The sequence below is a fragment of the Thermosulfuriphilus ammonigenes genome (assembly GCF_011207455.1).
In the GTDB taxonomy this organism is placed as follows: Bacteria; Desulfobacterota; Thermodesulfobacteria; order Thermodesulfobacteriales; family ST65; genus Thermosulfuriphilus; species Thermosulfuriphilus ammonigenes.
Genome location: NZ_CP048877.1, coordinates 800,622 through 817,974 on the forward strand (window position 1 = coordinate 800,622; position 17,353 = coordinate 817,974).

Below are 17,353 nucleotides of genomic sequence, written 5' to 3' on the forward strand. Positions count from 1 at the left end.
ATCTTGGAAAATTTATTACTGGGGGCATCAAATAGATGACACAACATTAAAATAGGCCGAACTCTATCAAAACATTGCAGAGCCTATTGTCATCTATTAATGGGGTCATCAAACACTCGACATTTTAGGGGCTCAAAACCCTTGATATTCAAGGAGTTTCAATGTCGACTAAAAAGCGCTCCCATTAATAAGATTTCGGTTAGGGCCTGGATTTCGAGTTCTTTTTCGGCCAGGAGCCGTTTGAGGCGAGCGTTTTCGGCGAAAAACCGCTTGAGGCCTTTGGCTTCGGTTTTATTTGAGGCCAGGCTCTGATGGAATTTACACAAACGGGTAGACAGTTCCTTTATGGGGAGAAGACCTGTTTCAAAAAGGATAGATTTATATGAGGTAAATGGTTATTTAATTTGGCCAAGCCGTGTCTGACTGGAGCCCCTACTCGAGTAAAGTTTACTCCTTGTAGGTGCCTCACCCAGGAAAGACGACTGTCTGGAAAGATAGTCCCCAGGTAAACAACTATAGCGCAGGCTACCACCACGGCCTTAAGAAATCGCCTCAGCCGAGACTCATAGGGAAGGCCAAATTCGTAAAGATAAAATCGATATCGGGCCACGGGCTGCCTCCTGGGATCTTTTATCTCTTATCGGTCTTTTGTCTTATTATTATAACGTTTCTTCCAGAGCCTTCTGAGATCTTCCACTGTTCGATAGGGAACCCTTAAATTGCCCCGCCCAAAAGCCAACTTTATATGGGGTTTGTTTGCCCCATGAAAGTCTGTCCCACCAGTCTCCACCAAGGATAGATCTTTGGCAATCTGATGACATAAAGCGGTAAAGGCCTCGTCATGATCAGAATAATAACTTTCTATACCATCTAGCCCTTGAGCTACCAGGTTTGCGACAAAGGCCTTAAGGGCCTCTGGACGAGAGATGTTCAAGGTTACTGGGTGGGCTAATACAGCTAGCCCTCGGGCCTTGTGGATAAGGTCTATGGCCTCGGGAGCCGAGAGCCTTTCTTTAGGAACATAGGCTGCGGCCCCCGTCTTTAAAAAGCGTTCAAAGGCCTCATGGATGTTTGCACAGACCCTTTTCTCCACCAACAGGCGGGCGATATGAGGGCGACCTATTTGGCCCCCGGCAATAGCCTCCACCTCTTCCATGGTAATATCTATTCCCAGCTCCTGGAGTTTACGAATAATTTTTGGGTTTCGCTCCGCCCGGGCCCGCTGAAGGTACTCAAGCCGCTCCCTCAAGTAGGAAGATTGATAATCAATGAAATACCCCAGGATATGAAATGTTCCTCCTTCATAAAGGGCACTGAGCTCAACGCCGGGGATAAACTCTACTCCTAAAGCTCTGGCAGCTACTTCGGCCTCGGCCAGCCCTCCGATGGTATCGTGATCCGTAAGGGCAACGGCCGCCAGTTCCACCTTCTGGGCCATTGATATCAGCTCTTCAGGACTTAAAGTTCCATCAGAGGCCGTAGAATGAGTATGAAGGTCAACAATTTTGGACGGCATAAATACTCCTTGCATTTTTCGAAGTTGATAGACTAACAAGATTAATAGCGGGCGGCGGAGAAGGAAAGCCCCAATTTCAGAGAAAGGAGGTTCAAATGAAGATCGAAAGAATTCTTTTCCCGGTAGACTTTACCTCAGCCTCGACAAAAGTTCTGCCTTATGCCCTTTATCTGGCCGAAAAGCTGGGGGCTAAACTTTATATCCTCTACGTGGTGGAAGATTTATCTCGTTACACCAGCATTCCTGTAGCCCACGTAAGTCTAGCCTCCTTTGAGAAAGAGCTAGAAGAAGCGGCGGGCAAAAAAATGGAAAGTTTTGTCGAAGAAAATCTTCAGGGCTTTTCAAATTATGAGACCCATATCACCAAAGGCGATGCCGCCGGCGAGATAGTCACCTTCGCTAAGCTGCATGATATCGACCTCATCGTAATGGCCACCCACGGTCGCAAGGGTTTGGAGAAGGCCCTGTTTGGAAGCGTTACCGAAAAGGTGCTGAAGATCTCTCCTGTGCCGGTACTCACGGTCAACCCGGAGCAGGTTCGTTCTTAGGCTCCCCAGCCGCCGCCGCCAGGGGTACGGATTTCAAGGATGTCCCCGGGAAGGGCTTGAAGATGCGTCTTCCCGGGGAGAATCCTCTTTTTGCCCCCACGGATGAAGACATTCTGGCCCCTGCGCCCAGGAGCCCCTCCCTGTAGCCCATAAGGACAAAAACGCCGCCTCTCTGAGAGAATAGTCACCTGGGTCGGCTGGAGAAACCGATAGGCCCTGATGATTCCATCCCCACCCCGAAAACGGCCCCGGCCTCCCGAGCGTTCTCGGAGACGATATCTTTCCACAAGCAGGGGATAGATCTGTTCCAAGGCTTCGATAGGGGTGTTTAGGGTATTGGTCATGTGGGTGTGAACCCCTGAGAGCCCCGGGGCGCCGAAGCGGCCTCCCATCCCCCCACCGATAGTCTCATAATAGGTAAGCTCACCAAAGCCCATGGCCACATTGTTCATAGACCCACAGCTGGCTGCCGGAATCCGTTCGGGTATAGCCTGAGCTAAAGCCCCCAGGATGACATCCACCAAACGTTGAGAGGTTTCCACGTTACCAGCGGCTACAGGGCTTGGATATCTGGCATCAACTACCGTTCCAGGCTTGGTAAGCACCCGGATAGGCTCAAGAGCTCCAGCATTTATCGGCATCTCTTCCGGGCTGAGAGCTAAAAATACATAATAGACTGCGGCGGCGGCCACGCTGGCTACTGTATTGATTCCGGTAGAGGCTGCTTTATCGGAATCAGACAAATCCACTATCGCCCGGCTCCCATCTATAGAAACCCGGGCGACAATCTTCACCGGTTCTTTGCCCAGCCCATCATCGTCCAGGCAATCTTCAAAAAAGTAGTGGCCATCCGGGATTTCGGAAATAGTCTCTTCCATCATCTGTTGGGCATGGAGAAACAGACCTTCGACCCGTTCAATAAGGGTCTTGATGCCGTAGGCCCTAATCATCTCTTTAAGCCTGATCTCTCCTCGCACCAGAGCGGCCTGTTGGGCCGTAAGATCCCCCCTTCTTTCCTGGGGATTGCGTACCTGAGAAAGAAACCAGGCCAGAAACTCTTCGTTTATTCTCCCCTGGCGCTTAAGATGTTGAGGTCTGATAAGAACACCTTCTTCTGAAATGTGGCTGGCCAGAGGCATGGAGCCCGGCATCTTGCCACCTACATCAGCATGATGGGCCCGTACCAGAAGGAAAAAAAGAGGTCTATCAGCATCGGCAAAGACCGGTTTAATCAAGGTGATATCCGGCAAATGGGTGCCCCCAGCGTAAGGATCGTTGGTGATAATTAGGTCTTCAGGGACAAAATCTACCTCTTTGAGGAGGGCAGCCATGGTGGCCGGCATAGCTCCCAGGTGGACAGGGATATGGGCCGCCTGAGCCACCAGTCGCCCCCGGCCATCGCAGATGGCGCAGGAAAAGTCTCTGCGCTCTTTGATATTGGCGGAGAAGGCGCTTTTGCGAAGAACAATTCCCATTTCCTCGGCCACCGCCGAGAAAAGGCGATCAAATATGCTTATCTCTATGGCCTCTTGCCCTCGCATAAGAGCAACCTTATCAAGGCGTTGACAACAGCCGCAGCTACCGGGCTGCCTCCCTTGTTGCCCAGACAGGTAATGAAGGGAAAATCCATCAGACTAAGAAGTTCTTTAGCCCGGGCCGCCTCGACAAAGCCCACCGGGCATCCGACCAAAAGTCCCACCTTGAGACGTCCTTGGTTTATCAGTTCAAGGGCCCGAAGAAGAGCCGTAGGGGCGTTACCAATAGCCATTACTGACCAAGGCCTTTTTGAGGCCAACTCTACAGCGGCCTCAGCCCGCGTGAGCCCCCTCTGACGGGCCATATCCATTACTGTTGTCTGGTCTATAAAACAGCAGGTTTCAAGGCCTAGCCTCCGGGCCGAAGGCGCGATAGCTACCTCCACCATTCGAACATCACAAAAGATAGGGTTTCCTTCTCGCAGAACCCTTAGACCAACCTCAATGGCCCTGGGGTGAAAGCGAAGATTTCGGGCAAAATCCAGGTCGGCAGTAGCGTGGATGACTCGCAGGACCACCTCTCCCTCCGGGCCAGAGGGGAGTTGGGCTCCCAGCTCTCTTCGGATAATGGCAAAACTTTCCTCTTCGATGGCCCGCCCTTTAGAGAAATCCGAAACAGAAGGAGAAACTTTGGTCATAGACAGGATTAGGCGGCTTCCTGTTCCGGGGTCTTTAAGAGATCCTGCCACCAAGTAGGCAAAGCAAAAGAGGCTTGGTGAACTTCTGGATTATAATAACGACCGCTAACCTGCCTTTGAGGCCGACGAAGATCGACTTCAAGCTTGCTAGCCAACACAAAGGCGATTTCATCGCCATAGGTGGGAACCGGAGCCCTATAGATACCGACCTGGGGGAAGACACGACGGGTACGGCGATAGGCCATGGGCATGACATGAGGAATCGTCCGAGGAAGGGAGGCCTGCTGAACCATCACCCCCCAGGGGGTGAGAGCCTCCCGAACGTGTCGATAGAAGTCTTCCTCAAAGAGGATTTTGGCCGGTCCTACCGGATCGGTACAATCCACCAGGACAACATCAAAGGGATGGGACTTCACCTCTTCAGAGGCAACGTAGGAGGCCCCATCACCAAAGATGAGCTGGACCCGCGGATCATCGAAGTCACCGGAGATCTCCCGGAGATATTTCTGGCAGGCTCTGAAAACAGCCTCATCAACCTCGATCTGGACCACCCGTTCGATGGAGGGGTAGCGTAAAATCTCACGAAGACTGCCACCGTCTCCCCCACCGATAATAAGAACGCTTTGGGGCTCCTTGGAGACCACAGTCAGGGGAACATGGACCAGCATCTCGTGGTAGATAAATTCATCACCCTCGGTGAGCTGGACCACGCCATCCAGAACGAGGAAACGCCCCCAGAATCGATTCTTAAGGATTAACAGATGCTGATGGGGAGTTCGCTCTTCGTAAAGCGGCGTAACCTCGTAACTGTGCAGATAACCCGGCGCAATTTTTTCCGACCACCAGTAGTTAGTCAAGTCTCCTCCAGCTCTACCAATTGCCCTCTTTTCATCTCCAGGGCATGGACATACTGCGGCTGAAAGGCCTCTTTTAGACGCTCAAAGACCTGGTAGGCCTCTTTTTCATCAGAGGCGAAGACGTCAATGGCTGCGTAGCCATTTTCTGGCCAGGTGTGGATAAAGATGTGGGACTCAGGAAAGGTGGCTTTGGCCGAGACCCCATAGGGATTAAACTGGTAGCTGACCACTTCCCCACCTTTGTCTTTGCCCCCGGCGTACTCCAAAGCCAGCTCCACTTTCCCGGCATCGGCCAGAAGATGGAAAGGAGAATGCCACATTTCAATCAGCAGGTGGGTGCTGATGTAACAACTGGGGGCCGTATGGGCCTCCTGGGTGGGCAACTTCTCAACCTGACAGACAGGGGCCATCACTGCCATAGCTCACCTCCCCCCAGGCCTTAGCCCGGTCTTTTAAGAAAATTTAAGGCTCGTAACTGTTTGGGGAGCCCAAACAGCCAGAGCCCTTGATCTCAACGGTGGTCGGGACGGGCGGATTTGAACCGCCGACCCCCTACACCCCAAGCAGGTGCGCTTCCAGGCTGCGCCACGTCCCGGCCAGCTCCTTTTTAATCAGCAGGAAAGGTTTTGTCAACAAGGCCTGGAGACCGAAAGCCCCGGGATCAGCCCCCTCTGAGAACCGCCACCCCCAAAAATAAAAAAGGGAAGATCAGACCTAAAATTTTTTACAAATAGCCGATATAAAAACGTAGAGGTGGTTAATAAGGTTTTTTAGGGGATACTAGGTAATTTTGCCTAGTATTTCTCCTGATCTGGTCGTCGTCTCTGAAAAAAGAACTGCCGCCGGCAAAATCCCAAAAGGAGGTTTAGTTATGTGGGTATCTGGTTTAAAAAAACTAAACATTAGTGTCTTTTTTCAACTTCCAGTAAACGTCTTCCTGGTTCGTCATCTGCCACTGGGGCTCTATCGCCTTTACTTGTGGATGTTGGGTTTTCTGTTTCTTCTCTTTAAGGAAAAAACCCGCCGTAACGTAATTGTGGGGCTTAATTACCTAACCAGGGCCAAACCCCTCCCCCAAATGCTCCCTATCTATGTCCTTAAGACCTATCTCGGCATTTTTGAACATTATCTGGAAAAACTCCTCCTTGGCTATCGTCCCCTATCCGAAATGATCGACTTCCTCCGCCCCAGACTGAGGGTATCCAAAAGATATCTGCTTGATCAGATCAAGGGGAAAGGGGCCATTCTGGTCACCGGACATTTCGGAGCCGTGGAGTTTCTTCCCCTGGCCCTGGCCCTTTTAGGCCATAAAGTGGCCATCATTTGTCGTTTTAAGCGACCAGAGCTTAAAAGAGAACTCAGTCGGCGGGCCCAAAAAATGGGGGTTCAGATTATCGACGCCAATGAAGGCCACGTGGCCACTAGGGCCATTGGCCTCCTTAAACAGGGCTATATTTTGATCACCGAATGTGACGAATTTGAAAACTGGCGTCCCTATCCGGATCGCCACACTCTCTTTCTCGGAGCCAGAGTGCCTCTAGACCGAACCCTCGATATCTTCTATCGACGGGCCCGGTGCCCTGTACTCCTGGGGCTTATGCGTCGTGATGAAAATGGCTATACCCTCTGCCTTGAGCCCCTGGCCGGGGGAAGGGAACATGCCGAAATCGCTGCCAGGGCTTTAAAAGTTCTTGAAAAATATATTCTAGAGAGCCCCGAACAGTGGTATCAGTGGCCAGAGGCCGTGGAAGAGCTACAGCCATATATCAATTGGGATGAAAACTATGCGCCTGAGACTCTATCGCCTGCGTCTTCCCTTTAAACTCTCGGTGGACCACAGTTTGGCCCGCAGAAAAATGACTGAAGGGCTGATTGTCCTTTGGGAAAAGGAGGGGTTAATTGGCCTGGGGGAGGGATGCCCTCGAGAGTATGTCACCGGAGAGGCCCCTCTCCAGGCCTATAGGGTAGCCCAGCGTCTGGCCCGGCTCATTATCCAAGAGGGGATTTCATCCCCTTCTGGTCTGGATCAGGCGGTAAGATCTCTCGGACTCGAGGCCTTCCCTTCGGTAATCTGCGCCTTTGAGCTCGCCCTGCTGGACCTCATGGGTCAAGCGCGGAACCTACCCCTCTGGGGCCTATTCAGCCCCGAGCCCCGAAATCTCAAATTCGTCTACAGCCTTGTTCTCCCCTTTACCACTCCCCAAACCTTTACCTTCTTCGTTGAGGCAGCCCAAAAGTGGCAATTAAGGGACATCAAAGTCAAGGTGGCCCCCGGATCCGAGGAGGTGGTCAGAAGAATCCGACAAGAGCTGCCCTCCTGTAGATTGCGCCTTGATGCCAACGGTTCCTTTGAGGGCTCAGAAGCGGTAGAGTTTCTGAGACGCCTTCAAGCCGAAAAGATAGTCGCCTTTGAACAACCTTGCCCTCGCGAAGATCTAAAGGGGCTCCATGAAGTAGCCTCATCCAGACTGGCCCCGGTAATTGCCGACGAGTCTCTGGTCGATCTAAACGATGCCTTGAGGCTTATCGACCACAAGGCCTGTCAGATCTTCAACCTCCGCTTATCCAAATGTGCCGGACTCAGGCGAACCCTGGCCCTCTGGGCTCTAGCCAGGTCAGCCGGCCTCAGGGTTCAAATCGGTTGTCACGTGGGAGAGACAGGCATCTTATCCATGGCCGGCCGCCACCTGGCTAGCCTGATAGATGAGGTCGTCTTCCTTGAGGGAAGCTACAGTCCCTGGCTCCTTGAAGAAGACCTTGTCACGGAAACCGTAGCCTTTGGCCTCGGGGGAAAGGCTTCTCCCCCATCCCGTCCCGGTCTAGGGCTTACCCTCCGGGAAGAGGTCCTCTCTACCTTTGGGGAGAAACTCGGGGTTTTTTCTAAAAAAAGAAGTGTAGGCCCACCGTAAGGAGGTGAACGCGGATACGATAATCACCATTGGCCTTAAGAGGCTCTGGAAGGCTAGAAAGAACCTGGTTCTGTTTGGGGGCCCAGCGGGTAAAAATGTAATTGTAAGCTAAAGAAAAACGAAAATCGGCCCGGGGGCTGGCTGTAATCCCCAAGGCTAGAATCCGCCGGTTAGAATCCGGAAGCTGAGGATCCCGATATTTAGACGGGGCCGGCCCCTGATCCAGACAATAGCCGGCCATAAGAGTGTATCCATCTGCCTGGTAGCGTACTCCCAGCCGGTAGGCCAGGACATCTTGCCAATCCTTAGGCTGGATAAAGACCCTGGTTGATTTACCCGGAGGCCCTAAGGGATCGGAGAAAATGATCTTCATCTCTTCATAGGTGGACCAGCCTGTCCAGGAAAGATCAAACTCCATCCTCAGACGAGAGGTAAGCTTTAAGGCCAAGCCGGCGGATAGCATCGGGGGAAGGGTCAGGCGTCCGGTAGCCCTGGTGTCTGGATAATAGGCTTTTACTGCGGAAGGCACGTAAAAACGGGCCTCAGCCTCTTTAAAACGCAGGTGAACCTTGCTCCGGTAAGAAAGTCCCAAAGACATGGCCCCCCAATGGTAAAGAAGCCCCAGATTGTAACCATAGCCCCAATCATCTCCGGTGAGCTTTTGGTGGCCATCGGCCAAGCCTAGCGAGCCAAACCAAAGCCTTCTTTGAAGATTGAGATCGGCATAGACAATATTAAATCCAGCTCCGAAAGAAAGATTATCTCTTAACTTAACGGCTACCGTGGGATTGGTCACCATGGTCCTAAGACGTGAATAAGTAGTTACATAGCGACCGGTCCAGTTGCTATCCCAAACAGTAGCCAAACCGTATAGGGAATAAGCACCCACGGCTCCAGCTATTCGACTGTTCAAAGGAGTGCTGAGATAAAGAAAGGGAGGTGCCTGAAGACGATCTACAGTCTCTTCCTTATTGAGACCTTGATATTCTACCTTAGAGGCCACTAAGCTCAATCCCGCATAGGCCTGAGGCCCTTCCAAAAAGGCCAATCCAGCCGGATTGTAAAAGACAGCCGAAGGGTTGTCGGCCTGGGCAACGAAGGCGTTAGCCTGGGCCACAGCCTCTGCCCCCTGAAGGAGGTTGACAAAACCGGCAGCCGAAACATCCTTTGAGGAGAAAGTCATAACTAAGCCCAAAATTAAACCAAGCAAAGAGGCGATGAGCGTCATGATTAAAACCTCAGAGGATTTGTCTAGTTATTTTATTTAGGCTGGTTTTCTTAGTTAGCATACTCAAAATGGTTTCCCAAGCCAAAGAAGCACGACTTTCTTTCCGGCGGGCCCAGAGAGAGGATCTGGGGAAAATCGTCGAACTCTCAAAAGAGGCCTTTGCCGCCTATGGCCCTTATGGCCGGATCGTTGCCCGCTGGTTTGAGGAGCCGACAGTAGCCACCTTTGTCCTTGAAAGAGAAGAAGAGTTTCTGGGTTTCGGAATGATCGGTCCCTTTATCTGGTTCCCCTGGCTCCCGGTGGCAGAGCTTATGGCCATCGCCCTGATCCCTCAGGCTAGAGGTCAGGGTCTGGGCAAAGTCCTTTTGGATATGCTGGAGAAAGAAGCCCGCAAGCAGCGACTTTTGGCCCTAAGGCTTCACACCGGAACAGGCAACCGGCGGGCCATTGCCCTCTTTCGGAAGGCCGGCTACCGGACTCTCAGGGTGATAAAGACCTACTATCCCAGTGGCCTTGACGCCTTGGAGATGTGGAAGAAGCTCTGGTCTGTCTCCGAGCCTCCCTCTTAGGCCTGGCCCAGACAACGGTCATTTTCTCGCCGAGGGCCTTTTCTATCTCCTCCAGGCTAAAGGCCCCGGTCTCATCACAGAGATTTATTACCTGCGCCCCAGAAGGCAGGGAGCCGATCCGAAGCAGGAATTCATCGGCGGTGGCCGGAAGATCATAGTTGATAAGGCACCGGGTCTTAAGGAGGTCTAGGTAGGGAACGGACTCGTCAGTAGTCACCAAAATGGCAGCCCGCTGGCTGTTAAAGCGACGGATAAGCTCAAGCCTTTGCCGAGGCTGGGACTCCGGCAGCAGACAGAGAGTCAGGAAACCATGTCGCTTTAGATCCCCGGAGAGGGCCTTAGCTACCAGTTCATTGGCCGTAAAGATAATTACTCGTCTCCGCCCCATTTCTTTGAGGAGTTCAAGGAGCAGAGCGAACTTTTCCTTCTGACTCACATGATAGAGACGAAACCGAAGCTCACCTGGCCGCCGGGGCCGTCTTCCCCAGAAGAGCTCAAAAGGTCGTTGCAGGAGACGATAGGCCCAAGAGACCGCCTCGTAAGAGACTTGGTTAAGGAAGACCATAATTTTTTGGGGGCGTAACCCTTCCACGATGGAAAGCTCCTTGAGCATAGCCTCTGGCTCATCCACCACCAGAAGCCTTATGGAGGAGGGGTCAAGGAGCCGCCATTTGAATATTTTGGTCAGCCACCGGGGAGTGGAGATAATCAAACGGGCCCCCTTTTCTAGCTCTTTCATTTGAAAAGAGAGCTCTTCTTTGCTCCCCCCGAAAAAAAGAGTCGATATCCCCGTGTCCTCAGCCAGGGTCTCGGCCTCCTGAGCCAGAGACCGAGCCCTTTTTTCCTGAGGGGTGAGGATCAAGGCCCGCCCCTCGTGTCTCAAGAGGTATTGAAGGCTGCCCAGAAGATAGGCCGTGGCCTTGCCACTTCCGCGGGGGGCTTCAACAAGAAGCTCTTCATCCTCAGCCAGAATATGGGGAAGACAAAAATCTTGAAAAATGGTGGTCCGCTTAAGCCCTATGCGCTTAAGGTTAAGCTTAAGCTTTTCGTCTAAAGAGAAGGCGTCAAAGGGACGCCCCAGAGGTTCAAGGAGAAGTCTGCTCCGTGCCTCTGCCTCCATCTTTGTCCACCTCCCTTGCTCTGACCTTGTCCACGGTCCCTTCTATGAAAGGGCGAAAGAGATCAATAGGAATAGGGAAAAGGGTGGTTGAGTTATTCTCAGAGGCCACCTCCCTCAAGGTTTGAAGATAGCGCAACTGGATGGAAGCCGGACTCTCGGAGAGGATGCGAGCCGCCTCGGCCAGCTTCTTGGAGGCCTGCAGTTCGCCCTCGGCATTGATAATTTTAGAACGTCTCTCTCTCTCGGCCTCGGCCTGTTTGGCCATGGCCCGTTTCATCTCGTCGGGGAGGTCGATCTCTTTGATCTCTACCTTGCTTACCTTAACCCCCCACGGTTCGGTATCCTGGTCGAGGATGGCCTGAATCTTAGAGTTAAGCTTTTCTCTCTCCGAAAGGAGCTCATCCAGCTCCGCCTGCCCGCAGATGCTCCTCAAGGTAGTCTGAGCCAGCTGGCTAGTGGCAAAGAAGTAATCCTCCACCTCAATGACGGCCTTGTTGGCGTCAATTACCCGAAAATAAACCACAGCACTAACTTTCACAGAAACGTTATCCTTGGTAATGACCTCCTGGGGAGGAACATCCAGGGTAACGGTACGAAGGTCCACTTTACGCATCTTATCGATCAGGGGAATGATAATCACCAGCCCTGGTCCTTTAGCCCCGATTACCCTTCCCAACCTGAAGACCACTCCCCGTTCGTACTCATTAAGGATCTTAAGGGCACTGAAAAGAAAAAGAACCAGAAGGAGAAACAAGAAAGAAAAAGAAATAGGCATAGGGACCTCCTCTTAATTTGCTTCTTCAACCTTAAGGGTTAAGGCCTCTACTGCCAAGACCTTCACTCTTCGGCCCGCAGGTATGGGATGATCGCTTCGGGCCTCCCAGATCTCTCCATGGATAAAAATCTGACCTTGATCGGGACCGACGTCACTTATCACCCGCCCCGTGGCTCCCAAAAGGGATTCCGGGCCAGTTTGGGGAGGAGAGCGAACGGCCTTGGCCGCCAGATAGGTTATCACCGAGAGGAAAAATCCTACTCCAATCAAAGTAGGCCAGAGGACAGACCAGGAAATTCCCACCCCGGGGGCCTTGGAAAAAAGCATCAGTGATCCGAGGGTCAGGGCGATTAACCCGGCCAGGGCCAAAAGGCCAAAACTGGCAATCTTGATCTCCAGAAAAAAGAAAACCCCGGCCAGGAGGATAAGGAGAAGACCTGCGTAGTTAACCGGCAGGGCTTTAAAGGCGAAGAAGGCCAGGGTCAAGGCCAAAGCCCCCACCACACCGGGTAAGATGGTTCCGGGGTTAGAGAGTTCGAAGTACAAACCGGCCAGGCCTATCATCATCAGTATATAGGCAATATTGGGGTCACTGATGGTGCGGAGAATGCGTTCTCTTAACCCCTCTTTGATGGGGACAATAGACACCGATTTGGTGTCTAAACGTATCTTCCGCCCCCCGGAGACTTCCACCTCACGTCCATTGATCTTCTCCAGGAGATCTCCTAGATCCCTGGCTATCAGATCGATGACTTTAAGTCTGAGGGCCTCTTTTTCTGTAATGGATACACTTCGACGCACGGCTTCCTCAGCCCATTTGGCGTTTCTCCCCCGGGTGGTGGCAATAGTCCGGGCCAAGGCCGCCAAATCATTAACGGCCTTCTCGGCCATTTTTTGATCCTCCCTGGGGGCAGCCCCCACAGAAACAGGATGAGCGGCCCCGATATTTGTTCCCGGAGCCATAGCGGCAATATGGGCCGCCAGGGTGATCAAGGTTCCGGCAGAGGCCGCCCGGGCCCCGGAGGGTGCGACATAGACAACTACCGGCAACGGACTGTTGAGGATAGTCTTGATAATTTCTCTGGTGGCCGAGACCAGACCTCCCGGGGTATCTAAACGAATAACCAGGGCCTGCCCACCGGAGGAAGCCGCCGTCTCTATGGCCGAAGCAATAAATTCGCTGGTAATGGGGTCAATAGCCCCCTCAATCTCTACAAAATAGACCGAAGAGGCCCAGCTGAGCCCGGAGGCCCAAAAGACAAAAGAGAGAATCAACCCAATAAATTTGCTCCTGAAGCCGGAAGACATCCTGTTCTCCCTTTAAAAGGGCTATTTAAGTTTATCAAGTTAATCATCAAGAGGCCCCTATGAAGGGAGCATCTCTTAAATCATACTCCGGGCTGATACAGCCGAATCAATCCTTAAAGATTGCAAGAGAAGCTCAAAGATGGTCTCAAGTTCGGAAAGGGGTTTCAGCATCCAGAAGCCGTCTTATGAGCTTTAAGTCCTCCCAGGCGGCCCTTTTAAAGTTTGGATTATAGAGGAGAAAGGCCGGATGATAGGTGGGAACGACCTGGGCCCCGTAGGCCTCAAAAACACGCCCCCGCAGCCGACCAATGGGTTCCCTGGTCTTTAGAATGGTCTGGGCGGCAAAGGTCCCCAGACAGGCTATCACCCGAGGAGAAATAACCCTGATTTGCATCTCCAAATAGGGGAAACAGGCCTCAATTTCCTCTGGACGGGGATTACGGTTTTTGGGCGGTCGACACTTAAGAACATTGGCAATATAGACCTGGCTTCGTTGAAGATCTATAGCCTTCAGCATCCGGGTAAGAAGCTGCCCGGCAGCCCCCACAAAGGGACGCCCCTGAAGATCCTCATCTCGTCCCGGAGCCTCTCCCACCAAAAGGAGGGAAGCCGATTCGCTCCCTTCACCGAAAACAATGTTGGTTCTGGTCTGATGGAGCGGACAACGTTGGCAGTCGTTTACCAGAGCCCGAACTTCAGCCATGGTTTTCGGTCGAAGGGTCTGATCCATAGCCTTACCTCCTGGCTCCCCCACAGGAAGACGGCTGAAGCCAAGTTCTCTATAGTAAGTTATCAGCGTCTCTAGGGCGGAGATAAGATCCTGATCCTTCATAAACAAGCCACCCTGTAGGCATTAACCTGCAAGTCCTTAAGACTTGCGCAGGTCTTTGCCTACATCAAGGGGTTCACGTCGCTGACGGTACTTTTTGGGATCAAGACCATATTTTTGGAAGAGCTTGTAAAAATCGGCCCGATAGTATCCAGCCAACCTGGCCGCCTGGCTGACATTGCCCCGGGTAAGTTTGAAAAGATCTTCCAGATAGCGTCTAACGAATTGGTCTTTGGCCTCCCGGAGAGGACGGAACTCCACCGGAGGCCTTTCCTGGACAAGGGGGGTGTTTGCCAACATGGCCTTGGTAATCACCTGACCGGGGGCCAGCGCCGTAAGATATTCTACCAAGTTCTCCAGTTCACGCACATTACCTGGCCAATGGTAAGAGACGAAGAGATCCACCACCTCGGGCTGGATAGTTTCTATCTTTTTGCCCATTTTTTCACTAAATTTTTTAAAAAAGTGCCTCATAAGCAAGGGGATGTCTTCTTTCCTTTCCCGCAGTGGAGGAAGATAAATAGGGACCACGTGAATTCGATAATAGAGGTCTTCCCGAAAAAGGCCTTCCTTGACCATTTTTTGAAGATCCCTCTTGGTGGCGACAATAAGCCGGACATCGACTTTTTTAACCTGATCGCTCCCCAGGGGTCTCACCTCGCCGGTCTCTACCACCCGCAGGAGTTTGGCCTGCATGGTTGGGCTCATCTCTCCCACTTCGTCCAAAAAAAGGGTCCCCCGATTGGCCTGAACAAAGAGCCCTACCTTGGAGGCTACCGCTCCGGTAAAGGCCCCCTTTACGTGACCAAAGAGTTCATCTTCCAGGAGGGTCTCGGGTATGGCCGCACAGTTTACGGCCACAAAGGGCCCCTTGGCCCGCTGACTATGAATGTGAATGGCTTTGGCTACCAATTCCTTGCCTGTACCGGACTCCCCATATATGGCCACCGTGCTTTCGGTAGGAGCCACGGCCATGATCTGCCGGAACACAGCCTTCATCTTGGGACTCTCGCCCACCATGTCTTCAAAAAGAAACTTCTCCACCACCATCTGGCGGAGATTGGCCAGCTGACGAAGCAGATCGCGCTTTTCAATGGCCTTTTCGATCTTAAGGGCCAGATCATGATGATCCACTGGTTTGGTAACATAAGAGAAGGCCCCCGCCTTCACCGTAGCCACGGCCTGCTCGATGGTACCATAGGCGGTAAAGAGAATGACCTGGGTGGTTGGATCGATCTTCTGGCACTCAAGCATTAACTCCTGCCCGGTCATCTTATCCATTCGCTGATCGGTGATAACTACGTCAAAGTCTCCTTCTTCAAAGAGGGCCAGGGCCTCCTCGGGATCGCTGGCCGTGACTACCTCGTAGCCCTTAAGTTCCAGGCGCATCTTCAAAACTTCAAGGATATTCAGATCATCATCAACCAACAGGATACGTCTTTTGTTTTCCATTTTGCGTCTCTTCTTGGAGCCCTTTTTGCTTGCCTTTAATGGCAAAACCTGTGCCATATAAGCCCCCTTAGACGGTTTAAACAAAAATTAATTGAGTTAGGATTTACTTCATGAAGTCTTTCTTCCGCCATCTCAATCTTTATCAGAAACTGTGCGCTGGGTATATCATCTTTATCTTCATCGCCTACCTTCCCTGCGCCGTTTCTCTATATTCTTTGATTCAGCTGGAAGATATGGCTATCAGCCTGGCCCGGGAGGATGTAGAGCTAACCACTACCATAGAATACTTGAAGGGTCTCCTACCCTCTCTGGAGGGTGAGAGCCGCCGCCTGGTCACTCTCTACAAGGAAGATTCCTACCAGACCCTTAGAGAGCTGATTAAAGACTTTAGGACCCACTTGGTTCTCATCAGAGACAATGGCCCCCCCCAGGCCCGAATGAATTATCGCTACCTGGATCAAAACCTCAAAGATTTGCAGGCCCTGGCCAATGAGGTAAAAAGACACCTTCCTGTCACCCCGCCCACACGATTAGGTCCACTGGAAAAACAGCGGGAAGAACAGGTCAAAGAGCTTATTGATCAGATGGGGCTTCTTCTGGGAAAGATAGAACAGTCCATCCGGATAGATATTCGCACCAAGGCCTCCCAGATCTCCCGGCGCACCGCCCAAGCCCGCAAGCTCACCTTCATTGTTTTCGTCTTCACCCTGGGGCTGGCCCTCCTGGCTCCTTCCCTCCTGTATAAATATATCAAGCGTCCCATAGACCTTCTCCAGAAGGGAACCGAAGCCATAGGCCGGGGCCAGTTCGATTATACCATCACCGTGCAAGCCAGGGATGAACTCGGCCAGCTGGCTCAGGCCTTCAATCGTATGACAGCCCAACTCCGGGAGCTAGACACCCTTAAATCGGAGTTCATATCTGTGGTCAGCCATGAGCTAAGGACACCCCTGGCCTCGATGAAGGAAGCCGCTGACTTGTTAACCGAGGCGGAGATGGGCCCCCTTAACGAAAGACAGCGCCGATTGGTAGAAATCCTCAATGAGGGGGTAGGGCGCCTTGAACGATTCATCAACGACCTCCTTCATCTTACCAGATTGGAAGCCAAACTTGTGCCCGTAGAGAAGTATCCCCATGATCCTCTGCGCCTGGTGCGGGAAGTCTGCAGCACCCTTCGGACAGTAGCCGAAGGGAAAAACATCATAATAGAGGTGGTTTCCGACCAAGAGTTTGACCCCATTCTGATGGATTTTGACCGAACCTTTCGAGCCCTGATGAACATCGTCCACAACGCCATTAAGTTTAGTCCCCCCGGAGGGCAGATAAAGGTTTATCTCAACAGTTATTATGATAAACATAGGGTAAGGTGGCTGAGGATTGGGGTGGTTGATAGCGGTCAGGGGATCCCTCCGGGTGAACGAGAACGGATCTTCAACAAATTTTATCAGATCCAGGCCATGCGCCACAAAGATGGCTGTGGTCTGGGGCTAGCCATTGCTAAGGAGGTTATCGTTGTTCAAGGAGGAAGAATTTGGGTAGAGAGTCCCCCGCAAGAAGATATCGCCATAGTCCCCGGAAAGGGTTCGGTTTTCTGGTTGGAGTTACCCTACTCTTAGCAATCCTGGGGGCCTGTGCCCCTAAACCCATGCCTGACCAGAGCAGACCTGATCCCTGGAGTGTGGCTGAGGAGCTATATCTTAAGGGTAAAAAGGCCAAGGCCCGCAAGGTACTAGAAGAGCTTTTCAACCAAAGGGATTACCGCTGTCGGGCAGCCTTCTACCTTTGGGTCCTTTACGGAGAGGCCCAAAAGTATCTTACCAGCCTTGAAGATCACCAGTGTCTTGAAAGCCTGCCGGCCGAAATAGCGCTCCTTAAAAGGTATCAGAAGGTTCGCCAGAGATTGACCGATTGTCAAAAAGAGAGGGAAAAAGACCGCCGTTTTATCTCCTCCCTCAAGAAGGAAAAAGTTTCACTTAAAGAGGAGATCAATCGGTTGCGCTTTGAGCTTGAAAAATTAGAGGAGATCCGACGGGATACCGAGCAACGTCGGCTAAAGACTTCCCACTAAA

The 17,353-nt window shown here is 52.1% G+C and carries 18 protein-coding genes and 1 tRNA gene; 6 read left to right on the plus strand and 13 right to left on the minus strand.

All coding sequences use genetic code 11. The features are described 5' to 3' along the window. Positions 1 to 343 precede the first annotated feature (343 nt). Positions 344 to 610 carry a hypothetical protein gene (locus G4V39_RS03890; RefSeq protein ID WP_166031688.1) on the minus strand — a complete coding sequence of 89 codons (267 nt, stop codon included), beginning with the start codon at positions 608 to 610 and terminating at the stop codon, positions 344 to 346. A gap of 27 nt (positions 611 to 637) precedes the next feature. After that, entirely contained in the window at positions 638 to 1,516 is an 879-nt protein-coding gene (locus G4V39_RS03895) for a PHP domain-containing protein (protein ID WP_166031689.1), read from the minus strand. 95 nt (positions 1,517 to 1,611) lie between these two features. Here G4V39_RS03895 and G4V39_RS03900 point away from each other — a divergent pair, with 95 nt between their 5' ends. Continuing rightward, entirely contained in the window at positions 1,612 to 2,064 is a 453-nt protein-coding gene (locus G4V39_RS03900) for a universal stress protein (protein WP_166031690.1), read from the plus strand. Here G4V39_RS03900 and G4V39_RS03905 read toward each other — a convergent pair. The 5 genes from G4V39_RS03905 to G4V39_RS03925 form a co-directional block, all read right to left on the minus strand. Further along, positions 2,061 to 3,605, minus strand: a complete 1,545-nt coding sequence (locus G4V39_RS03905) for a hydantoinase B/oxoprolinase family protein (RefSeq protein ID WP_166031691.1) — start codon at positions 3,603 to 3,605, stop codon at positions 2,061 to 2,063. The genes G4V39_RS03900 and G4V39_RS03905 overlap by 4 nt on opposite strands. After that, on the minus strand, positions 3,584 to 4,237 hold the full coding sequence (locus G4V39_RS03910) for a precorrin-8X methylmutase (RefSeq protein WP_166031692.1): 654 nt from the start codon (positions 4,235 to 4,237) through the stop codon (positions 3,584 to 3,586). The genes G4V39_RS03905 and G4V39_RS03910 overlap by 22 nt, the downstream gene beginning before the upstream one ends. An 8-nt stretch (positions 4,238 to 4,245) precedes the next feature. Further along, complete coding sequence (gene speE / locus G4V39_RS03915; protein WP_166031693.1) at positions 4,246 to 5,094, minus strand: polyamine aminopropyltransferase; 849 nt, start codon at positions 5,092 to 5,094, stop codon at positions 4,246 to 4,248. Then, positions 5,091 to 5,513 carry an adenosylmethionine decarboxylase gene (gene speD, locus G4V39_RS03920; RefSeq protein WP_166031694.1) on the minus strand — a complete coding sequence of 141 codons (423 nt, stop codon included), beginning with the start codon at positions 5,511 to 5,513 and terminating at the stop codon, positions 5,091 to 5,093. The genes speE and speD overlap by 4 nt, the downstream gene beginning before the upstream one ends. 99 nt (positions 5,514 to 5,612) lie before the next feature. Further along, positions 5,613 to 5,689 (minus strand) — tRNA-Pro (locus G4V39_RS03925). A 276-nt stretch (positions 5,690 to 5,965) separates the two neighbouring features. On the opposite strand from G4V39_RS03925, the gene G4V39_RS03930 reads away from it, so the two are divergent. Then, a complete protein-coding gene (locus G4V39_RS03930; RefSeq protein WP_166031695.1) occupies positions 5,966 to 6,916 on the plus strand; it encodes an LpxL/LpxP family acyltransferase in 951 nt (316 codons plus the stop codon). Further along, complete coding sequence (locus G4V39_RS03935; RefSeq protein WP_210412174.1) at positions 6,879 to 8,003, plus strand: mandelate racemase/muconate lactonizing enzyme family protein; 1,125 nt, start codon at positions 6,879 to 6,881, stop codon at positions 8,001 to 8,003. Before G4V39_RS03930 ends, G4V39_RS03935 begins: the two co-directional genes overlap by 38 nt. On the opposite strand, the gene G4V39_RS03940 is transcribed toward G4V39_RS03935, so the two are convergent. Then, complete coding sequence (locus G4V39_RS03940) at positions 7,975 to 9,231, minus strand: OmpP1/FadL family transporter (protein WP_166031697.1); 1,257 nt, start codon at positions 9,229 to 9,231, stop codon at positions 7,975 to 7,977. The two genes, G4V39_RS03935 and G4V39_RS03940, sit on opposite strands and share 29 nt — an antisense overlap. 68 nt (positions 9,232 to 9,299) lie before the next feature. Here G4V39_RS03940 and G4V39_RS03945 point away from each other — a divergent pair, with 68 nt between their 5' ends. After that, on the plus strand, positions 9,300 to 9,800 hold the full coding sequence (locus tag G4V39_RS03945; RefSeq protein ID WP_166031698.1) for a GNAT family N-acetyltransferase: 501 nt from the start codon (positions 9,300 to 9,302) through the stop codon (positions 9,798 to 9,800). On the opposite strand, the gene G4V39_RS03950 is transcribed toward G4V39_RS03945, so the two are convergent. The 5 genes from G4V39_RS03950 to G4V39_RS03970 form a co-directional block, all read right to left on the minus strand. Next, a complete protein-coding gene (locus tag G4V39_RS03950; RefSeq protein WP_166031699.1) occupies positions 9,712 to 10,920 on the minus strand; it encodes a DEAD/DEAH box helicase in 1,209 nt (402 codons plus the stop codon). The two genes, G4V39_RS03945 and G4V39_RS03950, sit on opposite strands and share 89 nt — an antisense overlap. After that, positions 10,886 to 11,695: a slipin family protein gene (locus G4V39_RS03955; protein WP_166031700.1), complete on the minus strand. Its 810-nt coding sequence runs from the start codon at positions 11,693 to 11,695 to the stop codon at positions 10,886 to 10,888. The genes G4V39_RS03950 and G4V39_RS03955 overlap by 35 nt, the downstream gene beginning before the upstream one ends. Before the next feature lie 12 nt (positions 11,696 to 11,707). Continuing rightward, positions 11,708 to 13,003: an NfeD family protein gene (locus tag G4V39_RS03960; RefSeq protein WP_166031701.1), complete on the minus strand. Its 1,296-nt coding sequence runs from the start codon at positions 13,001 to 13,003 to the stop codon at positions 11,708 to 11,710. 145 nt (positions 13,004 to 13,148) lie between these two features. After that, positions 13,149 to 13,835 (minus strand): uracil-DNA glycosylase, encoded by a 687-nt coding sequence (locus G4V39_RS03965; protein ID WP_166031702.1) that lies wholly within the window; start codon positions 13,833 to 13,835, stop codon positions 13,149 to 13,151. Between the two features lie 36 nt (positions 13,836 to 13,871). Continuing rightward, a complete protein-coding gene (locus G4V39_RS03970) occupies positions 13,872 to 15,284 on the minus strand; it encodes a sigma-54-dependent transcriptional regulator (RefSeq protein ID WP_166031703.1) in 1,413 nt (470 codons plus the stop codon). 110 nt (positions 15,285 to 15,394) lie between these two features. On the opposite strand from G4V39_RS03970, the gene G4V39_RS03975 reads away from it, so the two are divergent. Further along, a complete protein-coding gene (locus G4V39_RS03975) occupies positions 15,395 to 16,900 on the plus strand; it encodes a HAMP domain-containing sensor histidine kinase (RefSeq protein WP_166031704.1) in 1,506 nt (501 codons plus the stop codon). Between the two features lie 29 nt (positions 16,901 to 16,929). Next, the gene (locus G4V39_RS03980) at positions 16,930 to 17,352 is read left to right on the plus strand and encodes a DUF465 domain-containing protein (protein WP_166031705.1); all 423 of its coding nucleotides are present in this window, start codon (positions 16,930 to 16,932) and stop codon (positions 17,350 to 17,352) included. Position 17,353 lies beyond the last annotated feature (1 nt).

Excerpts from the sequence above, each read along its gene's own strand:
- G4V39_RS03955 (WP_166031700.1), bottom strand. The coding sequence starts at position 11,695 with ATGCCTATTTCTTTTTCTTTCTTGTTTCTCCTTCTGGTTCTTTTTCTT.
- G4V39_RS03960 (WP_166031701.1), bottom strand. The coding sequence starts at position 13,003 with ATGTCTTCCGGCTTCAGGAGCAAATTTATTGGGTTGATTCTCTCTTTT.
- G4V39_RS03895 (WP_166031689.1), bottom strand. The coding sequence starts at position 1,516 with ATGCCGTCCAAAATTGTTGACCTTCATACTCATTCTACGGCCTCTGAT.
- G4V39_RS03940 (WP_166031697.1), bottom strand. The coding sequence starts at position 9,231 with ATGACGCTCATCGCCTCTTTGCTTGGTTTAATTTTGGGCTTAGTTATG.
- speD (WP_166031694.1), bottom strand. The coding sequence starts at position 5,513 with ATGGCAGTGATGGCCCCTGTCTGTCAGGTTGAGAAGTTGCCCACCCAG.
- G4V39_RS03950 (WP_166031699.1), bottom strand. The coding sequence starts at position 10,920 with ATGGAGGCAGAGGCACGGAGCAGACTTCTCCTTGAACCTCTGGGGCGT.
- G4V39_RS03905 (WP_166031691.1), bottom strand. The coding sequence starts at position 3,605 with ATGCGAGGGCAAGAGGCCATAGAGATAAGCATATTTGATCGCCTTTTC.
- G4V39_RS03900 (WP_166031690.1), top strand. The coding sequence starts at position 1,612 with ATGAAGATCGAAAGAATTCTTTTCCCGGTAGACTTTACCTCAGCCTCG.
- G4V39_RS03965 (WP_166031702.1), bottom strand. The coding sequence starts at position 13,835 with ATGAAGGATCAGGATCTTATCTCCGCCCTAGAGACGCTGATAACTTAC.
- G4V39_RS03975 (WP_166031704.1), top strand. The coding sequence starts at position 15,395 with ATGAAGTCTTTCTTCCGCCATCTCAATCTTTATCAGAAACTGTGCGCT.
- G4V39_RS03970 (WP_166031703.1), bottom strand. The coding sequence starts at position 15,284 with ATGGAAAACAAAAGACGTATCCTGTTGGTTGATGATGATCTGAATATC.
- G4V39_RS03980 (WP_166031705.1), top strand. The coding sequence starts at position 16,930 with ATGCCTGACCAGAGCAGACCTGATCCCTGGAGTGTGGCTGAGGAGCTA.
- G4V39_RS03935 (WP_210412174.1), top strand. The coding sequence starts at position 6,879 with ATGCGCCTGAGACTCTATCGCCTGCGTCTTCCCTTTAAACTCTCGGTG.
- G4V39_RS03945 (WP_166031698.1), top strand. The coding sequence starts at position 9,300 with ATGGTTTCCCAAGCCAAAGAAGCACGACTTTCTTTCCGGCGGGCCCAG.
- G4V39_RS03910 (WP_166031692.1), bottom strand. The coding sequence starts at position 4,237 with ATGACCAAAGTTTCTCCTTCTGTTTCGGATTTCTCTAAAGGGCGGGCC.
- G4V39_RS03930 (WP_166031695.1), top strand. The coding sequence starts at position 5,966 with ATGTGGGTATCTGGTTTAAAAAAACTAAACATTAGTGTCTTTTTTCAA.